Below are 25,870 nucleotides of genomic sequence, written 5' to 3'. Positions count from 1 at the left end.
GGATACGCTCCGTCCCATACCAGCAGTCCGTAGTCGTAGTCGCAGCCATGCCACCGCCACCACAGACACCACCGGCATGCAGCCACTGCCCCTACCCACCCCTAGCTCCTACCCCCACCACTCTCACGTTGCCGCTGCCGACGCTCCAGGGACCGAGGGACCTCCCATGGCCACCAGCCGCCTGCTCCGCACCGCCGGTACCGTCCTGACGGCCACCGCCCTGCTCATCTCCGGCTGCTCGTCCGGCAGCCCGTCGTCCGGCGCCGCCGCCTCCCGGAACCCGGCGAGCGGCGGTACGGCGTCCGCCGGCACCGCGCCCGCCCCGGCGACCAGCACCCTCAAGCCCCTCCCCACCGCCGTCCCCGCCGCCCTCCGCCCGTACTACGACCAGAAACTCACCTGGCGCGAGTGCGGGGTCGTCGGCTTCGAGTGCACGACGATGAAGGCGCCCCTCGACTACGAGCACCCCAGCGCCGCCACCGACCTGAAACTGGCCGTCTCCCGCAAGAAGGCCACCGGACCGGGCGACCGCCTCGGCTCCCTCATGGTCAATCCGGGCGGCCCCGGCGGCTCGGCGATCGACTACCTCCAGCAGTACGCGCCCCAGCCCGAAGCCGTGCGGGCCCGTTACGACATGGTGGCCATGGACCCCCGCGGCGTGGCCCGCAGCGAACCGGTCACCTGCCTGTCCAATGCCCAGATGGACGACTTCACCCGCGTCGACCAGACCCCCGACGACGCCGCCGAGGCCGACCGCCTCACCTCTGCCTTCCGTACCTTCGCCCAGGGCTGCCTGCGCCGCTCCGGCGCCCGCCTGGGCCACGTCTCGACCGCCGAGTCCGCCCGCGACATGGACATCCTGCGCGCCGTCCTCGGCGACGAAAAGCTCACCTACGTGGGCGCCTCCTACGGCACCTTCCTCGGCGCCACGTACGCCGGCCTCTTCCCCTCCCGCGTCGGCCGCCTCGTCCTCGACGGCGCCATGGACCCCGCGCTGCCCGCCCGCACGATGAACCGCGACCAGACCGCCGGCTTCAACACCGCCTTCACGGCCTTCGCCAAGGACTGCGCCAAACAGCGTGACTGTCCCCTCGGCACCGGCGGCCCCGAAGAAGCGGGCCGCCGCCTGAGCGCCCTCTTCAAGAAGCTCGACGCCCACCCCGCGCCCACCGGCGGCCCCCGTACCCTCACCGAGTCCCTCGCCACCAGCGGTGTGACAGCGGCCATGTACGACGAGGGCGCCTGGCCCGTCCTGCGCGAATACCTCGCCGAGGCCCAGAAGGGCGACGGCCGCGGCCTGCTCGCCCTCTCCGACTCGTACTACGAACGCGACCCGGACGGCACCTACGCCAACCAGATGTTCGCCAACCCCGCCGTGAACTGCCTCGACCTCCCCGGCGCCTTCTCCAGCCCCGACGAGGTACGCGCCGCCCTGCCCGCCTTCCGCAAGGCATCCCCGGTCTTCGGCGAAAGCTTCGCCTGGGCCGCCCTGAACTGCGCGTACTGGCCGGTCAAGCCCACCGGCGCCGCACACCGCATCACCGCCCGCGGCGCCGCCCCCATCCTCGTCGTCGGCACCACCCGCGACCCCGCCACCCCCTACCCCTGGGCCCGCTCCCTCGCCGCCCAGCTCTCCTCCGCCACCCTCCTCACCTACGACGGCGACGGCCACACCGCCTACGGCCGCGGCAGCGACTGCATCGACACCGCCATCAACACCTACCTCCTCGAATCCACACCCCCACCCCCCGACAAGACCTGCACCTGACCCCACCGAAACCCGGTTCGGACCACCCCCATCCGATGTGTAGACTGGGCTCCGCACCACGCCGCCTTAGCTCAGTCGGCCAGAGCGACGCACTCGTAATGCGTAGGTCAAGGGTTCGATTCCCTTAGGCGGCTCCACCGAAAGCCCCAGGTCAGTAGCTACTGACCTGGGGTTTTCTCATGCCCGGCGTGGCCGCCCAACACTTCACTCCCCCACCCTCACCACCCGCCCCCCCTCCACCCCCTCGATCTCCCCCTCACAAAACCTCTCCCGGGGCAGTTCCCCCTTCCCCAGCAACTCCGCCTGATCCGCGTGATGCGGGGATGTCCGGTCCGTGGACTGGGAGTACGTGAGGAGGGAGTGGGTGGTGGGGCAGGGGGTGGGGTTGAAGGAGACGAGTTGGATGAAGCTGGAGCCGTGGACTATGGGGTGGTCGCCGGAGGGGGCCGGGTCGGTGACGATCAGGTTCAGGACGCCCAGCGGCTCGTCGGCGCCGGGGGCGGGGACGCGCGCGGGGGAAGGGGAGGGGGCGGGGGAGAGGGTGGGGGCTTGGGTTTGTGGGGTGGGCTTGGGGATGTATTGGCGGGTGCCTATGGGGGCGTTCAGGGGGGAGCCTGCCGCCTGTAGCTCGCGGATCGTGTCGCCCAGGGCGGTGCGGACCTCGGGGGCTGCTGTGTTGAGGGTGTGGGGAGTCGAGACCGGGTGGTTCGGGTCGAAGGGGGTTTTCCAGAGGATGTCTTCGTCGGCGGTCAGGGTGATGCGGGTCCAGAGGGTGGCGAAGAGGAGGGAGCCGGGGCTTTCGGCGGTGAAGTGTTTGTCCCAGGAGGCGAGTACCTCGCAGGCCGTTCCTACCGGGACGGTGTCGCCGTCCGAGGTGGGGGCCTTGCCGTCCGGGAGGGAGGCGCAGAGGTCGGCCAGGGCCGGGGTGGTGAGTTCGGCGGTCAGGCTTCGGTTGCTGGTGAGGAGGGATTGCAGGGTTTCGGGGGAGATGCGGCCCTTGGTGTGGAGCGCTTCCTGAATGGCGGTGATGCCCATGCGGGTGCGGGGGGTGCGTTCGGTGCCGATGGGGCCGACGATGCGCGGGTACGAGGTCAGCGGGGTGGCGGGGTTGGTCAGCCAGGCGCTGTCGTTGGAGTTGGCCACGTAGTCGGTGCGCTGGAGGTGGGGGAGGCGGGAGGCACCGAGGAGGCCGGGGAGAGGGGCGTCGGGGTCCTTGCCCCAGGCGCAGGAGGAGCGTGCGCCGTCCAGGGTGGCGAGGCCGGTGTCCCGGAAGGCGTCGTGGTCGATGGCGCAGCGTGTGGCCAGGTCGTCGGTGATGTGCGGGACGGACTGGTAGCCGGCGAAGAGGGCTGTGCCGTGCCGGTCCGTGGCGACGGTGTTGACCCAGGGGAGGCCCAGGTTGCCCGCCAGCGCCTTGGACACGGCTTGGGTACTGCGGGCGTGGTCCAGGTCGAACCAGGTGTTCAGGCCGCGCAGGTTGCCGGTGTTGGCGTCGCGTACCGCGTAGGCCGTGGTGGTGTCCCAGGGGAGGGGTTTCTGGTCGGTCCCCAGGGTGACCGGGCCGTAGCGGGTGGTCCACAGGGTGCGCCGGACCTGGGAGGTGCTGCCGTCGGGGTGGGCGACGCGGACGGTGACCTGCCGGCTTTTCATGCGTTCCGGGCGGCCGTCGACCAGGTACGTCGTCGGCGATCCGGGCTGGAGGCGCAGGCGGTAGAGGCCGTACGTGGTGGCCGTGGAGACCGTATGGCTCCAGGCGGCGTCCGCGGTGTGGCCGATCTGTACCAGCGGTACGCCCAGCAGGCTGCCTCCGGAGACGTTCATCTTGCCGCGTACGGTCAGCTGGACCTGCCAGAAGCGCTCGGCGCCCTGCCAGGGGTAGTGCGGGTTGGCCAGCAGCAGGCCCCGGCCGTTGGCCGAGCCCGCCGAGCCGAGGGCGATGGCGTTGCTGCCGAGTGGGGGGTGCGGCGTCGGGGGCGGCCCCGAAGTCCGACTGGCGGATGTAGCGGGGGAATTGGGGTGGGCGGCGGCGATGCCGCTGATCATCGTGCCCTGGCCGCTGACGGTCGCCAGCGCGTGGTAGTGCCGGTAGAAGTCGAGTTCGGAGATGGGACGTACCCAGGCCGCGCCCCGGCAGACGGGGTCGGAGATGCGGGCGGCGCCTCCGGTGTCGCGCAGATAGCGGTTGTAGCCGGCCACGTAGCCGCGGACGATCTCGCGTACTTCGGCGCGGGGGCCGGTCGGCGACCGCAGGGCCCGTTCGACGATGCGGGAGTCGTTGACCTGCTGGTAGTAGAGGTCGCTGTCGAGGTTGGTGCGGGCGGTGGCGAAGGTCGGGTCGGCGGGGCCCTGCCGGGGCGCGGCCTGCGGCTCCAGGTAGCGAGAGCGCTGGGCGCCGACGGTCAGGTAGACCGAGGCGAGGACGCAGAGGTTGTCCTTGGCCTGGGCGTATCCGTAGCCGTAGCCGACGCCTCGGTAGGTGTCGGAGATGATGTGCGGCACGCCGTATTCGGTGTAGCGGATGTCCGCCGCGGTGCCGGGCCGCCGCTCCGTCCCCGGGGGGACGGAGCCGGTGAGGGCGAGGGCGAGGGTGAGGACGGCGGCGAGGGCCGCGGCCGGTAACCTGCCGGGCCTACGGGGCCCGGTCCCGCGGGCGCGGGACGGCACCGCCGTACGCGACGCCTCCCGGTCCCGGGCGCCCCGCGCCCCCGCCTCACGTCGAAGCCGCGATAAGGGCACGGTACTTGTCCTCGGTCTCCAGAAGCGCGGTGTGGTGGCCGGCCGCGTGGACCCGGCCGTCCTCCATCATGATCACTTGGGTGGCCTGGAGGGCGATCGGCATCCGGTGGGTCACCGCGATGACGATCTTGTCCTTGGCGTGCACGGCCAGCGAGTCCAGCAGGGTGCGCTCGTTGTGCGGGTCCAGCTGCGAGGTCGCCTCGTCGAGCAGCAGCACCTCGCTGTCGCGCAGCAGGGCCCGCACGACCGCCAGCCGCTGCCGCTGCCCGCCGGAGATGTGCACGCCGCGCTCGCCGACCTCGGTGTCCAGGCCGTCGGGCAGGCTGCGAACCCACTCCATCAGGCCCACCGAGTCGAGGATCTTCTCCAGTCGTACGGGGTCCACGTCGTCCACCCCGTACGAGGCGGCGTCGCGGACGGTCGCGCCGAGCAGCGGCGCCTCCTGCTGGACGTAGGAGACCCGGCCGCGCAGCTCCGCGAGGTCGAGTTCGCGGATGTCGGTGCCGTTGAGCAGGACCCGACCGCCGCTGGGTTCGACGAACCGCTCGATCAGGCTGAGGACGGTGGTCTTGCCGGTGCCGGACGGTCCCACCAGCACGGTGATGCCCACCGGCGCGTCGATGGTGACGCCGCGCAGTACCTCGCGGTTCGGGTAGCCGAACGTGACGCCGTCGAGGCGCAGTCCGGGTGCCGGGCGCCCGTCGGCCGGGGTGGCGGCGTGCGGGGCGGTGGCCTCCGGCGGGAGTTGGAGGAGTTCGTCCACCCGGCGTGCGGCGGCCAGGCCCTCGGAGAGGCGGCCGGCCGAGGCGACCAGCGAGCCGATGGGCTCCTGGATGTAGACGACGTAGAGCAGGATGGCCACGAGGTCGCCCATGGACAGTGCGCCGGAGCTGACCCGGATCGCGCCGATGCCGAGGACCAGCAGGAAGGTCACCTCGACCGAGCCGAGCGCGGCGGTCTCGGCGACGGCCTCCGTGCGCGCGGCCTTGACCCCGGCGCGGTAGGAGCCCTCGGCCTCCTTGCCGAAGGCGGCGGCCTCGGCCTTCTCGGTACGGGACGCCTTGACCGTACGGAAGGCCAGCAGGACGCGCTGGAGGACGCCGGTCATCGCGCCGAGGTAGTTCTGCGCGTGCTCGGACTGCACGGTGACCCGCTGGAACGCCCAACTCTCCACCACGGTGGCCACGGTGAGCATGACGATCACGAGGACGGCCAGCAGCGGGTCGATGAGCAGCATCAGCACCACCGTGATCACGATGGTGAACGGGACGATGAGCAGTTCGATCGTGCTGCGGATGATGGTCTGCTGGAGGAGCGTGGTGTCGGCGCCGACGCGGGAGAGCACGTCGCCGGTCGACGCGCCCTCGACCTCCGGGACGCGCGCCCCGAAGATCCGCCGGGCGAGGTCGTTGCGTACGCGCAGTACGAAGCGCTGGCCGACGCGCCCATGGACGTACACGCCCACGTAGTTGAGCGCCATGCCGACCACGGCGATCACCGCTAGGGCGGTCACCGGGCCCCACAGCCCGCCGTTCTCCCGGACGCCTTCGACGACGCTGCTGGCGACCAGTGGCTGGATCAACGCGGTTCCGTGTGCCGCGAGTTGCAGGAGGAAGACGCCCACCAGCACCCAGCGGAACGGTCTGAGGAGGCTCACCAGCACCCGTAGCGACGATCTCGATCGATCTTCGGCCGACCTGCCCACGACTTACTCCTGCCGTTCCGGTGCGCCTGCCGGCGGGACACCGCGTCATATTCAGCCGTTCAATTCGGCGAAGGCGCGCATTCATCGGGCTGTCATCGCAGTTATCCGGCTGCGTTCAGCGTGTCGACGCGGCTGTATTCGTCCCCCGTGTCTGCCGAGCATCACAGAGAGTGGGGCGGCGTTGCAACCGCGGCACTGGATCTTTTTGACTGTGACCTGGGTCACTGCACACTGAGATCGTCCTGAAATAGGCTGCCGGTGACCACACGGCGGGCCGCAATTCTGCGTGTCCGCAGCGCACTGCTTTAGCTGCTCTTTGCCTGGCTGTCGGTGCGCGCATACGCTGCCTGCGGCATGGGGGAAGCCTGGCTGCGGCGTTCTTTATAGGGGGATTCGAGGCATGTGTCCGGGATGGTGCCATCCTGTCACCGCCGCTACCGAGGGTTGCGCCGCCGCAGTCAGACGTTGATACAGGACACCCGGCTTTAGTGTGCCTTTAAAGCACCTGCTGGTTTGCCTGGTGTTCTCATTCTCTTTTCATTCCGGTGTGCTGCGCACACGGTTCCGCGCGTAATGCCGATTTTCGCGTGCGCTCTTCCAGAAAATGGCGTGCGCAAGGGGGAAGTATGTCTGCCCTGGGAACAAACCGACTTCCGTTGACCGCCGCGCAGCTGGGAATTTGGTACGCGCAGCACCTCGACCCGGCCAATCCGCTGTTCAGCATCGCCGAATACTTCGAGATCGACGGTGCCGTCGCGGCGGACGATCTCCAGGAGGCGCTGCGGCAGGTGGTCGGCGAGGCGGAGGCGCTGCGCGCCCGCTTCGAGGACGGCGGCGACGGCCCGGTGCAGACCGTCGAGCCGTCCGTGCCCGTCACCCTGCGGCGCATCGATCTGAGCGCCGAGGCCGATCCCCGGGCCGCGGCCCGCACCTGGCTGGAAGAGGAGGCCCGGCGGCCCCTCGACCCGGGCGCGGGACCGCTGTTCACCTTCGCGCTGCTCACGCTCGCGCCGGGCCGGCACATCTGGCTCCACCGCTACCACCACCTCGTGATGGACGGCTTCACCGGATCGCTGGTCGCCCGGCGCGTGGCCGAGCTGTACACGGGCCGCGTCACCGGAAGCCCTGTTGGCGCAAGCCCCTTCGGCCCCCTCCGCGCGCTGGCCGACAGCGACCGGGAGTACCGGAACTCGGAGCGTTACGAGGCCGACCGCCAGTACTGGACGCGGACACTCGCCGACCGGCCCGAGCCGGTCACCCTCGCGGGCGCCCCGGCCACCGGCTCAACGGGCGTACGGCACTCCCGCGACCGGCTCCCGGCCGGGGAACTGGCCGAACTGAAGGCCGCGGCCCGGCAGCGGCGCACCCCGTGGCAGCCCGTCCTGGTCGCCGCCCTCGCCGTCCACCTGCACCGGATGACCGGGGCCACCGACGTGGTGCTCGGCCTGCCGGTCGCCGCGCGCAGCGGCCCCACCGTGCGCAGCACCCCCGGCATGATGTCGAACGAGGTGCCGCTGCGGCTCACGGTCCGCCCGGACACCCGCCTCTCGGAGCTGGTACGGCACACCGCCGACCAGATGCGCGGCGCGCTGCGGCACCAGCGCTACCGCTACGAAGACCTCCGCCGCGACCTCAACCTGCTCGGCGAGGGGCGCCAGTTGACCGGGCCCACGGTCAACATCATGAACTTCGACTACGGGCTGAGCTTCGCCGGCGCGCCCGCCCGCACCCACAACCTGTCGATCGGCCCGATCGAGGACCTGGCCGTGGTGATCTGCGACCGGGGTGACGGCGCCGGGCTGGAGATCGACTTCCAGGGTGCCGACGAGCGGTACGGCGAGGCCGAACTCGCCGCGCACCGGGACCGGTTCCGCTCCGTGCTCGCCGGTTTCGTCCGGGCCGTCGATACGGATGTGGTGGCGGGCCTGGACCTGCTGACCGAGGAGGAGCGGGGGCGGCTGGAGCAGTGGCAGGCGGGCGCGCAGCAGGCCCCCCAGACTGAGACCGGGCTTGAGCTCGCGCACCGGAACCTGGCCGCCGCCTTCGAGGCGCAGGCCGCCGCCACCCCGGACGCGACCGCCCTGGCCGCTCCCGATGGTTCGCTGACCTTCGCCGAGCTGAACGCGCGCGCCAACCGCTTGGCGCGGTCCCTGGCCGCCGCCGGTGCCGGTCCCGACGACCTGGTCGCCCTGGCCCTGCCGCGCACCGCCGACCTCATGTTGGGCCTGCTGGCCGTACTCAAGGCCGGGGCCGGATACCTGCCCATCGACCTGGACCACCCGGCGGAGCGCGTCGCTCACATGCTGCGCGACGCCCGGCCCGTACTGGCCCTGGCCACCTCGGCCACCGCGGACACCCTGGGCGCGGCGGCACCCCGTACGCTCCTGCTCGACCGCCTCCCCGAAGCCGAAGCCGCGACCGACACCGAAGCCGAAACCGGAACCGAAGCCGGGACCGCGGCCCCCGAGGACAACCTCACCGACGCCGACCGCACCGCCCCCCTCCTCCCCTCCCACACCGCCTACGTCATCTACACCTCCGGCTCGACCGGCACCCCCAAGGGCGTCGCCGTCGAACACCGCAGTGTGCTCAACCTGCTGGCGGCGCACCGGGCCGGGTTCTTCGGCGATGTCACGGCGGGGCGCCGCTTCCGCGTGGCGCTGACCGCGTCGATCGGCTTCGACACCTCGTGGGACGAGCTGCTGTGGATGTGGGCGGGCCACGAGCTGCACCTCATCGACGACGACACCCGGCGCGACCCGGCCGCCCTGCACCGCTACACCCGCGCCCACCGGCTGGACCTGCTCGACGTCACGCCCGCCTTCGCCCAGCACCTGCTGGACGAGGGGCTGTTCGAGACGGCGCCGCCCGCCGTGCTCGTCGTCGGCGGCGAGGCCCTGCCCGAACCGCTGTGGTCCCGGCTCGCCGAGGGCCCGACGGCGGTCTACAACTTCTACGGCCCGACCGAGGCCACGGTCGACGCCGCCTACGTCCGGCTCGCGGACGCCGCCTGGCCCGCGGTCGGCCGCCCGGTGGCAGGCGTGCGCGCGTACGTACTGGACGGCGCGCTGCGACAGGTTCCCCCGGGCACCGCGGGAGAGCTCTACCTCGGCGGCGCCGGTCTGGCGCGCGGCTACCTGCGCCGGGCCGGGCTGACCGCGGGGCGGTTCGTCGCCGACCCGTACGGCGGTCCGGGCGCCCGTATGTACCGCACCGGGGACCTGGCGCGCTGGAACGGGCGGGGGCAGCTGGAGTTCCTGGGCCGGGCCGACGACCAGGTCAAGGTCCGCGGTTTCCGTATCGAGCTGGGCGAGATCGAAGCCGTGCTGGGCGGCCACCCGGCGGTCGGGCAGGCCGCGGTCGTCCTCCGCGAGGACGCGCCGGGCGACCAGCGGCTGGCCGCCTATGTGGTGCCGGTGCCCGGCTCGTCCGTACCCGATGTCGCGGAGCTGCGCGCGGTTGCCGGGGAGCGGCTGCCGGACCACATGGTTCCGGCCGCTTTCGTCGTGCTGGGCGCGCTGCCGCTGACCGCGAACGGCAAGGTGGACCGCAAGGCGCTGCCCGCCCCCGACTACGCGGCGGGCGCGGGCCGTTCGGGTCGTGGCCCCCGCGATGACGTGGAGCGGGCGCTGTGCGAGGTGTTCGCGGACGTGCTCGGGGTGCCCGGGGTGGGCATCGACGACAGTTTCTTCGACCTCGGCGGGCACTCGCTGTCCGCCACCCGGCTCATCGCCCGTATCCGCACCGCGCTGGGCGCGGAGCTGACCGTACGGTCGGTCTTCGAAGCCCCGACCGTCGCCCGGCTCGCGCCGCTCTGCGCGCAGGCGGCCACCCGTACCGCCCACGCCGCGATACCGGCTCCCCGTCCCGAGCGCATTCCGCTCTCGCTGGCGCAGCGCCGTCTGTGGTACCTCAACCGCCTCGACGGCGCCGACGCCACGTACAACATGCCGTGGGTGCTGCGGCTCGACGGCGAGCTGGACCAGGAGGCGCTGGGCCGCGCGATCGCCGATGTCGTGCGGCGGCACGAGATCCTGCGCACCGTCTTCCCCGAAGCCTCCGACGGCGAGCCCCACCAGCAGATCACCGACCGTATGCCCGTCCTGGAGACCGTGGCGGCCACCGAGGACGAGCTGCCGGAGCTGCTGCGGGCCGCGACCGGGCGCGGCTTCGACCTGACCACCGAGACCCCGCTGCGCGCCTGGCTCGGTGTGCTCGGCCCGCGCCGGGCCGTGCTGGCCCTGGTGCTGCACCACATCGCCGCCGACGGCTGGTCCCTGGAGCCGCTTGCGGCCGACCTCGCCACCGCCTACGCCGCCCGCGTACGGGGCGAGCAGCCCGCGTTCACCCCGCTGCCGCTCCAGTACGCGGACCACACCCTCGCCCAGCTCGCCGCGCTCGGCACCGAGGACGACCCGGACAGCACCCTGGCCCGGCAGGCCCGCTACTGGGGCGAGACGCTGCGGGCGCTGCCCGAAGAGGTGACGCTGCCCGCCGACCGGCCGCGGCCCGCCCGCGCCTCGCACCGGGGCCGCAGTCTGCCCGTCGCGCTCGGCGCCGAGCTGCACGCCGCCCTCGCGGCACTGGCCCGCAGCCGCGGGGCGAGTGTGTTCATGGTGGTGCAGGCGGCCCTGGCCGGGCTGATGTCCCGGCACGGGGCCGGGGGCGACATCCCGATCGGCAGCCCCGTCGCGGGCCGTACGGACCAGGCACTGGACGACGCCGTCGGCTTCTTCGTCAACACACTGGTGCTGCGTACCGACACCTCGGGCGACCCGGCCTTCACCGAACTCCTGGACCGGGTGCGGAAGACCGACCTCGCGGCCTTCGCCCACCAGGAGCTGCCCTTCGAGCGCATGGTGGAACTCGCCGACCCGGTCCGCTCACCCGCCCGGCACCCGCTCTTCCAGGTCATGCTGTCCTGGGAGACCACCGGTGACACCGGCCTCGACCTCACCGGGCTGGAGGTGAGCGCCCACCCGCTCGCCAACACGGTGGCCAAGTTCGACCTCACCGTCAGCCTTGCCGAGACGTACGGGCCGGACGGCGCGCCCGCGGGTCTGCACGGTGAGCTGGAGTACGCCACCGACCTGTACGACGAGTCCACCGCCCGCGCGCTGCTCGACCGCCTCGTACGGATACTCACGCACGCTGCCGCGCAGCCCGCCACGCCCCTCAGCGGCCTCGACCTGCTCGGCACCGAGGAACGCGGCGTGCTGCTGGGCGACTGGCAGGGCACCACGCACACCGCGCCCACCGGAACGCTGCCCGCGCTCTTCGAAGCCGCGGTGACCCGGGACTCCGACGCCACCGCGGTGGTCTGCGCGGGCACCCGGCTGACCTTCGGGGAGCTGAACGACCGCGCCAACCGGCTGGCCAGGCTGCTGGCCGAGCACGGCGCCGGGCCCGAACGGACCGTAGCGCTGAACCTGCCGCGCTCCGCCGACCTGATCGTGGGCCTGCTCGCGGTGCTGAAGTCCGGTGCCGCCTATCTGCCGATCGACGCCGGACAGCCCGCGGAGCGGCTGGAGTTCCTGGTCCGCGACACGGCGCCGGTCGCCGTACTGGCCTGCGCCGCGACGGCCGGCGCGCTGGCCGGCACCGGCCTGCCGCACCTCGTGCTCGACGCGCCGGAGACCGTACGCCGCCTCGCGGCCCTGGACGGCTCTGACCTCACCGACGCCGACCGCACCGCGCCCCTGGCACCGGCCCACCCCGCGTACGTCATCCACACCTCCGGCTCCACGGGCACGCCCAAGGGCGTGGTGATCGAGCACCGCAGCGTGGTGAACCTCTTCCACGCCCACCAGGCCGAGTTCTTCGGGCCGCTGGTGGCCCGTTCCGGACACGCGCGGCACCGGATCGCGCTGACGGCGGCCGTCGGCTTCGACAGTTCGTGGGACGAGCTGCTGTGGATGTGGGCGGGTCACGAACTGCACCTGATCGACGACGAGACGCGCCGCGACCCGCACGCGCTGCGCGACTACGCCACCGCCCACCGCATCGACCTGCTCGACCTCACCCCGTCCTTCGCCCAGCACGTCGTGGACACCGGCCTGTTCGACGGCCCGGACCACCGCCCCGGCACGCTCGTCCTCGGCGGCGAGGCCCTGGGGGAGGCGCTGCGGCAGCGGCTGGCGGAGTGCGACGGGCTGTCCGTGTTCAACTTCTACGGGCCCACCGAGACCACCGTGGACGCCACCTTCGCCGAACTGGCGGCGGAGGGACGGCTCACCATCGGCCGCCCGGTGGCGGGCGCGCGGGTGTACGTGCTGGACGCCGCGCTCAACCTCGTCCCCCGGGGCGTGCCGGGTGAGCTGTACGTCGCCGGGGCCGGGCTCGCCCGCGGCTACCTGGGCCGTCCCGGGCTGACCGCGGGACGGTTCGTCGCCGACCCGTTCGGCGGGCCGGGTGCGCGGATGTACCGCACGGGCGACCTGGTGCGCTGGACGGAGCGCGGCGAGCTGGAGTTCCTGGGCCGGGCCGACGACCAGGTGAAGGTGCGCGGCTTCCGCGTCGAACTGGGCGAGATCGAGACGGCCGCCGCGGCCCACCCCGAGGTCGCCCAGGCCGCCGTACTGGCACTGCCGTCCCCCTCCGGCACCTCGCTCGCCGCCTACTTCGTACCCCGCGAGCCCGGGGCGACGACCGGCGAGGAACTGCGTGCCTTCCTGCGCTCCCGGCTGCCCGACTACCTGGTGCCGGCCGCGTTCGTCGCCCTGGACGAGCTGCCGCTGACGGCGAACGGCAAGGTGGACCGCAAGGCGCTGCCGGAGCCGGATTACGGGGCGGTGCTCTCGGGCGTGCGCAAGCCGCCGCGCAATGACGTGGAGCGGGCGCTGTGCGAGGTGTTCGCGGAGGTGCTGGGCGTACCCGAGGTGGGTATAGACGACAGCTTCTTCGACCTCGGCGGCGACAGCATCGTCTCGATCCAGCTGGTCAGCCGGGCGCGCAAGGCCGGGCTGGTCATCAGCCCGCGCGAGGTGTTCACGCACCGCACCGTCGAGGAGCTGGCGCCGGTCGCGCAGCCGGTGGCCGAGGTCCGCGCCGAGGACCCGGGCGCCGCGCTGGGCGAGGTCCCGCTCACCCCCATCGTGCTGGCCACCGACCAGGCCGGGCCCTGGGCGCAGTTCCACCAGTCCATGCTGGTGGAGATCCCCGCCCAGGCGGGCGAGGACCGGCTCGGCACCGCCCTCCAGGCGGTGCTGGACCACCACGACGTGCTGCGGTCGCGGCTGACGCACACCGCGGACGGCCCGGCCTGGACGGTCGGGGACCGCGGCACCGTACGGGCCGCCGACTGCCTGGAGCGGGTGGACATCACCGGCGTGCCGGGCGACGAACTGACCGCCTTCATCGAGGCGTACGCCACGGCCGTCCACGACTGGTTCTCCCTCGAGGACGGCAGGCTCGTCCGGGCGGTCTGGTTCGACGCCGGGGACCGGGCCACCGGGCGGCTGCTGCTCGCGCTCCACCACCTCGTGGTGGACGCCGTGTCGTGGCGCATCCTGCTGCCCGACCTGGAGAGCGCGTGGGAGCAGGCGGGCACCGGCCGTCCGGTGGTCCTGGACCCGGTCGGTACGTCCTTCCGTACGTGGGCACAGGGCCTGCGCCGGGCCGCGGCGGAGCCGGAGCGTGTGGCGGCCGAACTCGACCTCTGGCAGCGGCAGACCGCACTGCCCGACCCGATGCTCGGGGACCGGGCACTGGACCCGGCGGTCGACACGGCCGAGACCGAGCGGGAGTGGCTGACCTCGCTGTCGGCGCGGTGGGCGGAGCCGTTGCTGACGACGGTTCCGGCGGCGTTCCGCGCGGGAGTCAACGATGTGCTGCTGACGGCGTTGGCGCTGGCCGTGGTGCGGTGGCGGGGTGCCGGTTCGGGTCTGGTACTGGACCTGGAGGGGCACGGTCGTGAGGAGCAGGTGGTCGCGGGTGCGGATCTGTCCCGTACGGTCGGCTGGTTCACCAGCCTGTTCCCCGTACGGCTGGACCTGGACGGCGTCGATGTCGAGGACGCGTTCCGGGGCGGTGCGGCGGCCGGGGTGGCGCTCAAGCGCGTCAAGGAGCAGCTGCGGGCGATTCCGGACCATGGCATCGGCTACGGGCTGCTGCGCCACCTGAACCCGGAAACCGAAGAGGCCCTGGCCTCGGCCCCCGCCCCGCAGATCGGCTTCAACTACCTCGGACGCTTCGACGCGCCCTCCGCCCAGGACGCGCCCCAGTTCTGGATCACCGCGCCCGAGGCCACCCGCCTGGAAGGCAGTGGCGCCGACGACGCGATGCCGCTGCCGCACGCCGTCGAGATCACCGCGCTCACGGAGGACGACGCCGAGGGGCCGCGCCTGGTCGTCAACTGGAGCTGGGCCTCCCGGCTGCTGCCCGAGGCCGAGGTGCGCCGGCTGGGCGAGGACTGGTTCGACGCGCTCAAGGCGCTGGTCGCGCACGCCGAACAGCCGGGCGCCGGCGGTCTGACGCCCTCCGACGTGCCCCTGGTGCAGCTGACCTCCGGGCAGCTGGACGCGATCACCGCCGAGGTGCCCGGCACCGTCGACGTACTGCCGCTGTCCCCGCTCCAGGAGGGCATGTTCTTCCACTCCCTCTACGACGAGCAGGGCGTGGACATCTACCACACCCAGCTCGTGTTCGACCTGCACGGACGCCTGGACACCGGGCTGCTGCGGCGTGCCGCGCAGGGCCTGCTCGACCGGCACCCCAACCTGCGGGCGGGCTTCGTGCAGCGCGACCTGAAGCACCCCGTCTCGGTCGTCCTCGGGCGGGCCGAGATCCCCTGGCAGGACATCGACCTGTCCACCGTGCCGGACACCGAGGCCGAGGCGGCACGCGTCATCGAGGCGGACCGGCACCGGCGGTTCTCGATGGACGCGCCGCCGCTGATCCGCTTCACCGTCCTCAAGCTCGCCGCCGAGCACCACCGGCTGCTGCTCACCAGCCACCACATCCTGCTCGACGGCTGGTCCACCCCGCTCCTCGTCGGCGAGCTGTTCGCGCTGTACGGCAAGGGCGCCGACACCTCGGCGCTGCCGCAGGTCCGCCCGTTCTCCGACTACCTGGGCTGGCTGGCCGGGCAGGACGCCGAGGCCGCCGAAGCGGCGTGGCGTACGGCGCTGGCCGGGGCCGAACCCTGCCTTGTCGCGCCCGAGGCGGGCCCGCTGACGCCCGTACTGCCCGAGCACCACGTCACCCGCGCCCCGGCCGGGCTGACGGCTGCGGTGGGCGAGCAGGCCCGGCGGCTGGGGGTCACCCCCAACACGCTGGTGCAGGCCGCCTGGGCGGTGCTGCTGGGGCGGCTCACCCACCGCCAGGACGTGGTCTTCGGCACCACCGTCTCCGGACGCCCCGCCGAGATCGACGGGGTGGCGGACATGCTGGGGCTGTTCATCAACACCCTGCCGGTCCGGCTGCTCATCGACCCGGCCGAGCCGGTCGCGGCCCTGGTGCGCCGCCTCCAGGCGCAGAGCGCCGAGCTGATGCCGTACGAGCACCTGGGCCTGGCCCGGCTCCAGGCGCTGGCCGCGGCGGGCGGCACCACCGGCGGACCGGCGCCCGACCTCTTCGACACCCTGCTGGTCTTCGAGAACTACCCGCTGGACGCCGCCGCGCTCGAAGAGGCGACCGGTGACCTCTCCCTGTCGTACGTCGACGGCGAGGACCCGGCGCACTACCCCATCAGCATCGCCGTACTGCCCGGCGACGAGCTGGAGTTCCGGGTCGACTACCGGCCCGACCTGTTCACCGCCGGGCAGCTGGACCTGATCTTCCAGCGGCTGCTGCTGGTGCTGGAGGCGATGACGGCCGACACCGAACGGCCGGTCGGCGCCATCGACATCCTCACCGGCGAGGAGACCCGGCAGCTGGCGGACTGGACGCACGCCGGGGCACCGGCTTCCGCGGCCACCGTCGTGGAGCTGTTCGAGGCCGCCGCGGCCGGTCACTCCGGCGCCACCGCGCTGGTCGCGCCGGCTGGTTCCCACGACGCCGACGGTACGGCGCGGCTCACCTACGCCGAGCTGAACGCCCGCGCCAACCGCCTGGCCCGGCTCCTGGCCCGGCACGGCGCCGGGCCCGAGACCGTGGTGGCGCTCGCCCTGCCGCGGACCGCGGACCTGATCGTCGGCCTGCTGGCCGTGCTCAAGAGCGGCGCGGCGTACCTGCCCGTGGACACCGACTACCCGGTGGACCGCATCGCCTACATGCTCCAGGACGCGCGGCCCGTGCTGGCCCTGGTCACCGGGGAGACGAGTGCCCTGGTGCCGGACGTGCCGCAGGTCGTGCTCGACGGGCCCGGCACGGCCGACGCGCTCCGTACGCTCGCGGACACCGACCCCGGCGACACCGACCGGCTCCGCCCGCTGCGCCCCGAGCACCCCGCGTACGTCATCTACACCTCCGGCTCCACGGGCCGCCCCAAGGGCGTGGTCATCGAGCACCGCAGCGTGGCCAACCTCCTGCACGCGCACCGCGGGGGCCTGCTCGCCGCGCCGGACGACGGCCCGTTCCGGCTGGCGCTGACCGCCTCCATCTCCTTCGACACCTCGTGGGACCAGCTGCTGGCGCTGCTCCTCGGCCATGAACTGCACCTGATCGACGACGAGGTACGGCGCGACCCGGCGGCCCTGACCGCCCATGTCGTCACCGAGAAGATCGACTTCCTGGACCTGACACCGACCTTCGCGCAGCACGTCGTCAACAGCGGTCTGCTGCGCGACCCGCGGCACCGCCCGTCCGTGCTCAGCCTGGGCGGCGAGGCCCTGGGCGAGGCGCTGTGGGCGGAGCTGGCGGCGCTGCCCGACGTGACGGCGTACAACTGCTACGGCCCGACCGAGGCGACGGTCGACTCCGTGGTCACCGAACTGCGCGCGTCCGACCGGCCCTCGATCGGCCGGCCGGTCACCGGCACCCGCGCCTATGTGCTGGACGCCGCGCTGCGCCCGGTGCCGCCGGGGGTGACCGGCGAGCTGTACGTCGCGGGCGCGAGCCTGGCCCGCGGCTATCTGCGGCGCCCCGGCCTGAGCGCCCAGCGGTTCGTCGCCGACCCGTTCGGCACGCCGGGGACCCGTATGTACCGCACGGGCGACCTGGCGCGCTGGACCGAGCGCGGCCACCTGGAGTTCCTGGGCCGGGCCGACGACCAGGTGAAGATCCGCGGGTTCCGCGTCGAGCCCGGCGAGATCGAATCCGTACTGGCGGGCCTGGACGCGGTGGCGCAGGCCGCGGTGACCGTCCGCGAGGAGGGCCCCGGGGACCGGCGGCTGGTGGCCTACCTGGTGCCCGCCGTGCCGGAACCGGACCTGGGCGCCGTACGCGCGGCGGTCGCGGACGTACTGCCCGACTACATGGTCCCGGCGGCCTTCGTCACGCTGCCGGTCCTCCCGTTGACGGCGAACGGCAAGCTCGACCGCAGGGCGCTCCCGGCCCCCGACTACGGGGCGGTGCTCTCGGGTGTGCGCAAGCCGCCGCGCAACGACGTGGAGCGGGCGCTGTGCGAGGTGTTCGCGGAGGTGCTGGGCGTCCCCGAGGTGGGTATCGACGACAGTTTCTTCGATCTCGGTGGCGACAGCATCGTCTCGATTCAGCTGGTCAGCCGGGCGCGTAAGGCCGGGCTGGTGATCAGCCCGCGCGAGGTGTTCACCCACCGCACCGTCGAAGGACTGGCCCCCGTGGCGCGGGCGGTGCCGGAGACCGGCGCCGAGGACCCCGGCGCGGCCCTGGGCGAAGTGCCGCTGACCCCCATCGTCGCCGGGACCCTGGCCGAGACGGGACAGGCGGCGCACACCTTCGCGCACTACTACCAGTCGATGGTGGTCGAGGTGCCCGCGCAGCTCGGCCACGACCGGCTGCTCACCGCCGTACAGGCGCTCCTGGACCGGCACGACGCGCTGCGCTCCCGGCTCGGCGACGACCGGGTGTGGGAGATCGTCCCGCGGGGCGCGGTGCGGGCCCGCGACTGCGTGGTCCGCGTCGAGGTCCCCGAAGACGATGCCGCGTCGCTGGCCTCCGTACTGGAGGAGCAGGGCCGGGCCGCACAGCAGTGGCTGTCCCCGGCCCACGGCCGCATCGCCCGCTTCGTGTGGTGCGACGCCGGGGCACGGCGCTCGGGCCGGCTCCTGGTGGCCGTCCACCACCTGGCCGTGGACGGGGTGTCGTGGCGCATTCTGCTGCCCGATCTGGCGAGTGCGTGGGAGCAGGCGGGGACCGGTCGTCCGGTGGTGCTGGACCCGGTTGGTACGTCCTTCCGTACGTGGGCGCAGGGGTTGCGGCGGGCTGCCGCCGATGAAAGCCGGGTCGCCACTGAACTACCTTTGTGGAAAACGCAGTTGGCGGGGGAAGGTGCCCTTTTGGGTACGAGAGCGCTGGACCCGGCGCGGGACACCGTCGCCACCGCACGGGAGCTGGAGCTCTCGCTGTCGGCGCGGTGGGCGGAGCCGTTGCTGACGACGGTTCCGGCGGCGTTCCGCGCGGGAGTCAACGATGTGCTGCTGACGGCGTTGGCGCTGGCCGTGGTGCGGTGGCGGGGTGCCGGTTCGGGCCTCGTCCTGGACCTGGAAGGCCATGGCCGTGAGGAGCAGGTGGTTGCGGGTGCGGATCTGTCCCGTACGGTCGGCTGGTTCACCAGCCTGTTCCCCGTGCGGCTGGACCTGGAGGGCGTCGATGTTGAGGACGCGTTCCGGGGTGGTGCGGCGGCCGGGGTGGCGCTCAAGCGCGTCAAGGAGCAGCTGCGGGCGATTCCGGATCATGGCATCGGCTACGGGCTGCTGCGCCACCTGAACCCGGAAACCGAAGAGGCCCTGTCCTCGGCCCCTGCCCCGCAGATCGGCTTCAACTACCTCGGACGCTTCGACGCTTCCGACGAGCAGAGCGCACCGCAGTACTGGGTCTCCGCCCCGGAGTCCACCGGCATCGGCGGCGGCGCCGACGACGCGATGCCGCTGCCGCACGCCCTCGAACTCAACGCGCACACCGAGGACCGCGCCGACGGTCCGGCCCTGGTGGCCGGCTGGGGCTGGGCGGCCGGGCTGCTGTCCGAACAGGAGGTGCACCGCCTGGGCGAGGCGTTCTTCGAGGCGCTGCGCGCGCTGGTGACGCACGCCGAGCAGCCGGGCGCGGGCGGCCTGACGCCCTCCGACGTACCGCTGGCCGGGCTCGCCCAGCACCAGTTGGAGGCACTGCCCGCCGCCACGGCCGACGTGCTGCCCCTGTCGCCCCTCCAGGAGGGCCTGCTCTTCCACGCGCTCTACGAGAGTGAGGGCGTCGACCTCTACAACACCCAACTGGAACTCGACCTCGAAGGGGAACTGGACCGGGACCGGCTGCGCACCGCGGCCCGTACCGTGCTCGAACGGCACGCCAACCTGCGCGCGGCCTTCTGGCAGCGGGACCTCGACCGGCCGGTGCAGCTGATTCTCGACGGGCTCGACGTTCCGTGGCAGGAGATCGACCTCACCGGCCACCCGGACCCCGAGGCCGAGGCCCGTACCCTCACCGAGGCCGACCGCGCCCGGCGCTTCGACGTCACCGAGCCGCCCCTGCTGCGGTTCACCCTGCTCCAACTGGGCGAGAACCGGCACCGCTTGCTGTTCACCAGCCACCACATCCTGCTCGACGGCTGGTCGATGCCGCTGCTGTTCGGTGAGCTCTTCGACCTGTACGCGGCCGGGGCCGACACGCTGCCCGCGGTGCGCCCGTTCAAGGACTACCTGGCCTGGCTGGCCGGGCAGGACCGGGACGCGGCCGAGGACGCCTGGCGCCGGCGGCTGTCCGGTGTCGAACCGTGCCTGCTCGCCCCCGGGAACGAGCAGCCGCCCGCCGTGCCCGCCCAGCACGTGGTCTCCGCGGAGGCCGGGCTGACGGGGGCCCTGGAGGAGCTGGCCCGGCGCCTCGGCGTCACGGTCAACACCGTGGTCCAGGGCGCCTGGGCCGTGCTGCTCGGCTGGTACACCGGGCGCCGGGACGTGGTCTTCGGCTCCACGGTGTCCGGACGCCCGGCCGAACTGCCCGGCGTCGAGACGATGGTGGGCCTGTTCATCAACACCCTGCCGGTACGGGTGGACGTGGACCCGTCCCGCCCGGTCGGCGACCTGCTGCGGCAGCTCCAGGAGCAGCACACCGCGCTCATGCCGTACCAGCACATCGGGCTGCCCCGGCTGCAGTCCCTCGCGGGCGCCGGCGAGCTGTTCGACACGCTCATGGTCTTCGAGAACTACCCGCTGGACGGGGCGGCGCTCCAGGAGGCCGTACCGGGCCTCGCGGTGTCCGCGGTGGGCGGTGAGGACGCCGCCCACTACCCGGTCAGCATCGCGGTGATCCCCGGCGCGGACCTGGAGTTCCGGGTGGACTTCCAGCCGCACGTGCTCGACCGGCAGGCCGTCGGCACCCTGATGGCGCGCCTGCTGCGGGTGCTGCGGGCCATGACCGACGCGCCGGACACCCCTCTGGCCGCGCTCGGGCTGCTCACCGACGACGAGCGCCGCACCCTGCTGACCGGGCGCAACGCCACCGCACTGCCGGTGCCGGAGGCGACCTGGCCCGAGCTGTTCGAGGCCCGCGTCGCCGAGTCCCCGGACGCCACGGCCCTCGTCGTCACCGGGGAGGAACTGACCTACGGAGAGCTGAACTCCCGGGCCAACCGGCTCGCCCGCCTGCTCGTCGGCCGGGGCGCCGGGCCGGGCCGCCACATCGCGCTCGCCCTCCCGCGCGGCAGCGAACTGGCCGTCGCCGTGCTCGCGGTCCTCAAGGCGGGCGCCGCCTATGTGCCCGTCGATCCCGACTACCCGGCCGAGCGCATCGCCTACCTGCTCCGGGACAGCGGCCCGCACATGGTCCTGACCGCCTCCGTGACGGCCGCCGCGCTCGACGCCGCGGACCAGGCCCTCGGCGGCGTACCGCGTCTGGTGCTGGACGCGCCGGAGGTGACCGGAGCGCTCGCCGGCCTCGCCGCTACGGACCTGACCGACGCCGACCGGAGCGCGCCCGCCCGGCCCGCCGACCCGGCCTACGTCATCTACACCTCCGGCTCCACGGGCCGCCCCAAGGGCGTCGTCGTGCCGCACACCGGCATCGCGAGCCTGGCGGCCACCCACGCCGGACGGCTGGCCGCGGGCCCCGGCAGCCGGGTGCTCCAGTTCGCCTCGGCGAGCTTCGACGCCTCGGTGTGGGAGACCTGCATGGGGCTGCTGACCGGCGCCACGCTGGTCATCGCCGACGCGGAGCAGCGCGCCCCGGGCGAGCCGCTGGAGCGGCTGCTGACCGAGCAGCGGATCACCCACGCCACCCTGCCCCCGGCCGTCCTGGCCCAGCTGCGCACCGACCGGGTCCCGGCGGGCACGACCCTGATCGTCGGCGGCGAAGCCTGTGCGCCGGACCTGGTCGCCCGCTGGTCGCGGCGGCACACGCTGATCAACGCCTACGGGCCGACGGAGACCACGGTCTGCGCCACGATGAGCGGGCCGCTGACGGACGGCGGCCGGGTGCCGATCGGCGGCCCGGTGGCCAACACCCGGGTGTACGTCCTGGACGACGCGCTGCGGCTGGTGCCCGACGGCACGGTGGGCGAGCTGTACGTGGGCGGCGCCGGGGTGGCCCGCGGCTACCTCGGCCGCCCCGGCCTGACCGCGCAGCGCTTCGTGGCCGACCCCTTCGGCCCGCCCGGCGCGCGGCTGTACCGCACCGGTGACCTGGTCAGCTGGAATGGACAGGGCGAGCTGGAATTCATCGGCCGGGCGGACGGCCAGGTGAAGATCCGGGGGTTCCGCGTCGAGCCCGGCGAGATCGAGGCGGTGCTCGGCGAGCACGCCGAGGTCGACCGGGCGGCCGTGGTGGTACGCGAGGACACTCCCGGCGACAAGCGGCTGGTGGCCTACGTGGTGCCGGTCCCCGGCAGCACCGCCGCGTCCGCCGAACTGCGGGAGTCCACCGCGGCCCGGCTGCCGCGCCACATGGTGCCCGCCGCGTTCGTCACGCTTCCCGAACTGCCCCTGACGGTCAACGGCAAGCTCGACCGCGCCGCGCTGCCCGCCCCGGACTTCGCCGCCGAGGCAGGCCGCTCGGGACGCGGGCCGCGCAACGACGTGGAGCGGGCGCTGTGCGAGGTGTTCGCGGAGGTGCTGGGCGTACCCGAGGTGGGTATCGACGACAGCTTCTTCGACCTCGGCGGCGACAGCATCGTCTCCATCCAGCTGGTCAGCCGCGCCCGCAAGGCCGGGCTGGTGATCAGCCCGCGCGATGTGTTCACCCACAAGACCGTCGAGGCACTGGCGGCCGTAGCGACGAGCGAGGAGCAGCAGACGGTGAGCGAGGAGCCGAGCGCCGGCATCGGGGGCGTCCCCGCGACCCCGATCGTGCAGGCGTTCACCGGGGCCGCGTGGTTCCCGCGGTTCAGCCAGTCGATGGTGGTGAGCGTGCCGCCGCAGCTGGGCACGGACCGGCTCACCCGGGCCGTGCAGGCGGTGCTCGACCACCACGACGTGCTGCGCTCGAAGCTGGTGACCGTGGCCGGTATCCCGCTGTGGGAGGTGGCCCCGCGCGGCAGCGTCCGGGCCGGTGACTGCGTCACCCGTGTCGATGTGTCCGGCGTGGACCGCGCCGGCCTGTCCCGGCTGCTGGACGAGCACACCGAGGCCGCCCAGCAACAGCTCTCCCTCGAACAGGGCTCACTGGTGCGCGCGGTGTGGTTCGACGCCGGAGACCGGGCCGCCGGCCGTCTGCTGGTGGTGATCCACCACCTGGCGGTGGACGGCGTGTCCTGGCGCATCCTGCTCCCGGACCTCGCCTCCGCCTGGGAACAGACCGCGACCGGCGGCGCGATCACGCTGGAGCCGGTCGGTACGTCCTTCCGCACCTGGGCCCAGCAACTCCAGCTGGCCGCCTCGGACATCGGGCGCATCGGCGCGGAGCTGCCGATGTGGCAGCAGCAGCTGACCGGCGTACGCCCGCTGCACCAGGGCCCGGTGCCCGACGGCACGCCCGCCGTCGAGACCAGCCACGTGCTGCCCGCCGACTGGACCGAGCCGCTGCTCACCGACGTACCGGCGGCCCTGAACGCCTCGGTCAACGACGTGCTGCTCACCGCCCTCGCCCTGGCGCTCGCCGCCTGGCGGCAGGACGGCGGGGCCCTGCTGGTCGACCTGGAGGGCCACGGACGCGAGGAGCAGGTCGGTGACGGCGCCGAACTGTCCCGTACGGTCGGCTGGTTCACCAGCCTCTTCCCGCTCCGCCTCGACCTGGACGGGGTCGATGTCGCCGAGGCCCTGACGGCGGGCCCGGCGGCCGGTGCCGCGCTGCGTACGGTCAAGGAGCAGCTGCGGCGGATCCCCGACAACGGCATCGGCTACGGACTGCTGCGCCACCTGAACCCGCAGACCTCACCGGTCCTCGCCGCCCTGCCCCAGGCCCAGATCGGCTTCAACTACCTGGGCCGGTTCGCCGTGGAGAGCGGCGGCCCGGGCGCCGCGGCGGACACGTACTGGATGCCGGTCTCCGAGGAGGACGCCACGGCGGACCGGAGCGACGGCGACGCCACGGCCACCGGGGCCCGGCTCACGCTCGCGCACCTCGTCGAGATCAACGCGCAGGCCGAGGAACGCCCCGACGGCACCCGTCTGGTGGCTTCCTGGGCGTGGGCGAAGGACGTGCTGGCCGAGGACGACGTACGGCGGCTGGCCGACGGCTGGTTCGCCGCGCTGCGCGCCCTGGTCGAGCACGCACGGGGCGGGGCCTCCGCGGGCCTGACCCCCTCGGACGTTCCGCTGGCCGGGCTGTCCCAGGGGCAGCTGGACGCCCTCGCCGAGGCCCGTCCGGGCACCGTGGACGTGCTGCCGCTGTCCCCCCTCCAGGAGGGTCTGCTGTTCCACGCGTCGTACGACGAGGACGGCGTGGACGTCTACAACACCCAGGTGGTCTTCGACCTGCGGGGCCCGCTGGACGCCGCGGCCCTGAAGGACGCCGCACGGGCGCTGCTCGACCGGCACCCGAACCTGCGCGCCGCGTTCTGGCAGCAGGGCCTGGACGCGCCGGTCCAGTTCGTGCCCGCCGAGGCACCCCTTCCGTGGCAGGACGCGGACCTGAGCACCCTCCCCGAGGAGGAGCGCGCCACGGCGGCGGACCAGCTGGCCGAGACCGACCGGACCACCCGCTTCGACATGAGCACGCCGCCCCTGGTGCGGTTCACCCTGGCCCGGCTGGCCGCCGGCCACCACCGGTTCATGCTCACCAACCACCACATCCTGGTGGACGGATGGTCGATGCCGCTCGTGGTCGAGGAGCTGTTCGCCCTCTACCGCTCCGGCGCGGACGCCTCCGCGCTGCCGCCGGTCGCGCCGTTCTCGGACTACCTCGCCTGGCTGGCCGGGCAGGACCGCGCGGTCGCGGAGAAGGTCTGGGGCGAGGCCCTGGCGGGTGCCGAGCCGGTCCGGCTCGCACCGTCCACGGCGGAGCACGCCCAGGCCGCCCCGAGCAGCCTCTCGCACATCGCGTCCGAGGAGCTGACCGTACGGCTCGGGCAGCTGGCGCGGCGGCTGGGGATCACCGTCAACACCGTGGTCCAGGGCGCCTGGTCGCTGCTGCTGGCCCGGCTGACCGGCCGGGACGACATCGTCTTCGGCACCACCGTCTCCGGCCGCCCGGCCGACATCCCCGGCATCGAGACCATGGTCGGCCTGTTCATCAACACGCTGCCGGTACGGGTGCGCCTGGACCCGGCCGAGTCGGTCGCCGCCCTGCTGATCCGCGTGCAGCGCGAACAGTCCGACCTGATGAACCACCAGTACCTCGGGCTGGCCGAACTCCAGTCGCTGGTCGGCGGCGCGGAACTCTTCGACACCCTGCTGGTGTTCGAGAACTACCCGCTCGACGGCGACGGCGTCCTGGAGCCCGGCGCCGACGACGGCCTGACCGTGGCCGGCATCGACATCAGCGACGCCGCCCACTACCCGGTCACCATCGCGGCCCTCCCCGGCGAACGGCTGGAGTTCCGCACCGACTACCGGGCGGACCTGTTCACCGAGGAGGAGGCCGGGCGGCTGGTCCGGCGCCTGGTGTCCGTACTGGAGACGCTGACCGCCGACCCGGACGCCACGGTCGGCACGCTGGACACGCTGCTGCCCGGCGAGCGGGAAGAGCTGCTGGCCGCGCCCGGCCCGGAGCTGCCCGGAACCGACCCGCGCACCCCGGCCCGGCTGTTCGAGGAGCGGACGGCGGAAACTCCCGACGCCACCGCGGTGACCTGCGAAGACGTATCGCTCACCTACGCGGAGCTGAACGCCCGGGCCAACCGGCTGGCGCGGCTGCTGCTCGCCCGCGGCGCCGGCCCCGAGACCTTCGTGGCAGTCGCCCTGCCGCGCTCGGCGGACCTCGTCGTCGCCCTCCTCGCGGTGGCCAAGACCGGCGCCGCGTATGTGCCCATCGACCCGGACTACCCGGCCGACCGCATCGCGTTCATGCTCGGCGAGACCCGGCCGGTGCTGGCGCTCACCGTACGGGACACCGCGGGCGTGGTGGACGCGACTCCGGCGTACGTCCTCGACGACGCCGGGACGGCCGCCGAGCTGGCCGCGCTGGACGGGCACGACCTGGACCCGGTGGAGCGCCGCGACGGGCCGGGCGCCGCCGACCACCCGGCGTACGTGATCTACACGTCCGGCTCGACG

4 protein-coding genes and 1 tRNA gene (1 of these 5 only partly in view) are annotated in these 25,870 nt (G+C 73.3%); 3 read left to right on the top strand and 2 right to left on the bottom strand.

The features are described 5' to 3' along the window. Positions 1-166 precede the first annotated feature (166 nt). Together CP984_RS17550 and CP984_RS17545 are read left to right on the top strand one after the other, a co-directional pair. Positions 167-1,768 carry an alpha/beta hydrolase gene (locus CP984_RS17550; RefSeq protein WP_004571863.1) on the top strand — a complete coding sequence of 534 codons (1,602 nt, stop codon included), beginning with the start codon at positions 167-169 and terminating at the stop codon, positions 1,766-1,768. Between the two features lie 60 nt (positions 1,769-1,828). Further along, a tRNA-Thr gene (locus tag CP984_RS17545) sits at positions 1,829-1,905 on the top strand. 67 nt (positions 1,906-1,972) lie between these two features. Here the strand turns inward: CP984_RS17545 and CP984_RS17540 are convergent. Together CP984_RS17540 and CP984_RS17535 are read right to left on the bottom strand one after the other, a co-directional pair. After that, positions 1,973-4,504 carry a penicillin acylase family protein gene (locus CP984_RS17540; RefSeq protein WP_086026238.1) on the bottom strand — a complete coding sequence of 844 codons (2,532 nt, stop codon included), beginning with the start codon at positions 4,502-4,504 and terminating at the stop codon, positions 1,973-1,975. Then, on the bottom strand, positions 4,479-6,161 hold the full coding sequence (locus tag CP984_RS17535) for an ABC transporter ATP-binding protein (protein ID WP_158182429.1): 1,683 nt from the start codon (positions 6,159-6,161) through the stop codon (positions 4,479-4,481). Before CP984_RS17535 ends, CP984_RS17540 begins: the two co-directional genes overlap by 26 nt. A 674-nt stretch (positions 6,162-6,835) precedes the next feature. On the opposite strand from CP984_RS17535, the gene CP984_RS17530 reads away from it, so the two are divergent. After that, positions 6,836-25,870: the 5' portion of a non-ribosomal peptide synthase/polyketide synthase gene (locus CP984_RS17530; protein WP_129820997.1), read on the top strand. 5,976 nt of this gene lie beyond the right edge of the window; 19,035 of the gene's 25,011 nt are visible here — the first part of the coding sequence; it begins with the start codon at positions 6,836-6,838; its stop codon lies beyond the right edge, outside the window.

This window comes from Streptomyces rimosus, assembly GCF_008704655.1.
In the GTDB taxonomy this organism is placed as follows: domain Bacteria; phylum Actinomycetota; class Actinomycetes; order Streptomycetales; family Streptomycetaceae; genus Streptomyces; species Streptomyces rimosus.
Note: the sequence above shows the minus strand (reverse complement) of the source record. Positions and strands in the feature narration are given on the sequence as shown.

What these genes read in the sequence shown, in the direction of transcription:
- CP984_RS17550 (WP_004571863.1), top strand. Translation starts at nt 167, where the DNA reads ATGGCCACCAGCCGCCTGCTCCGCACCGCCGGTACCGTCCTGACGGCC.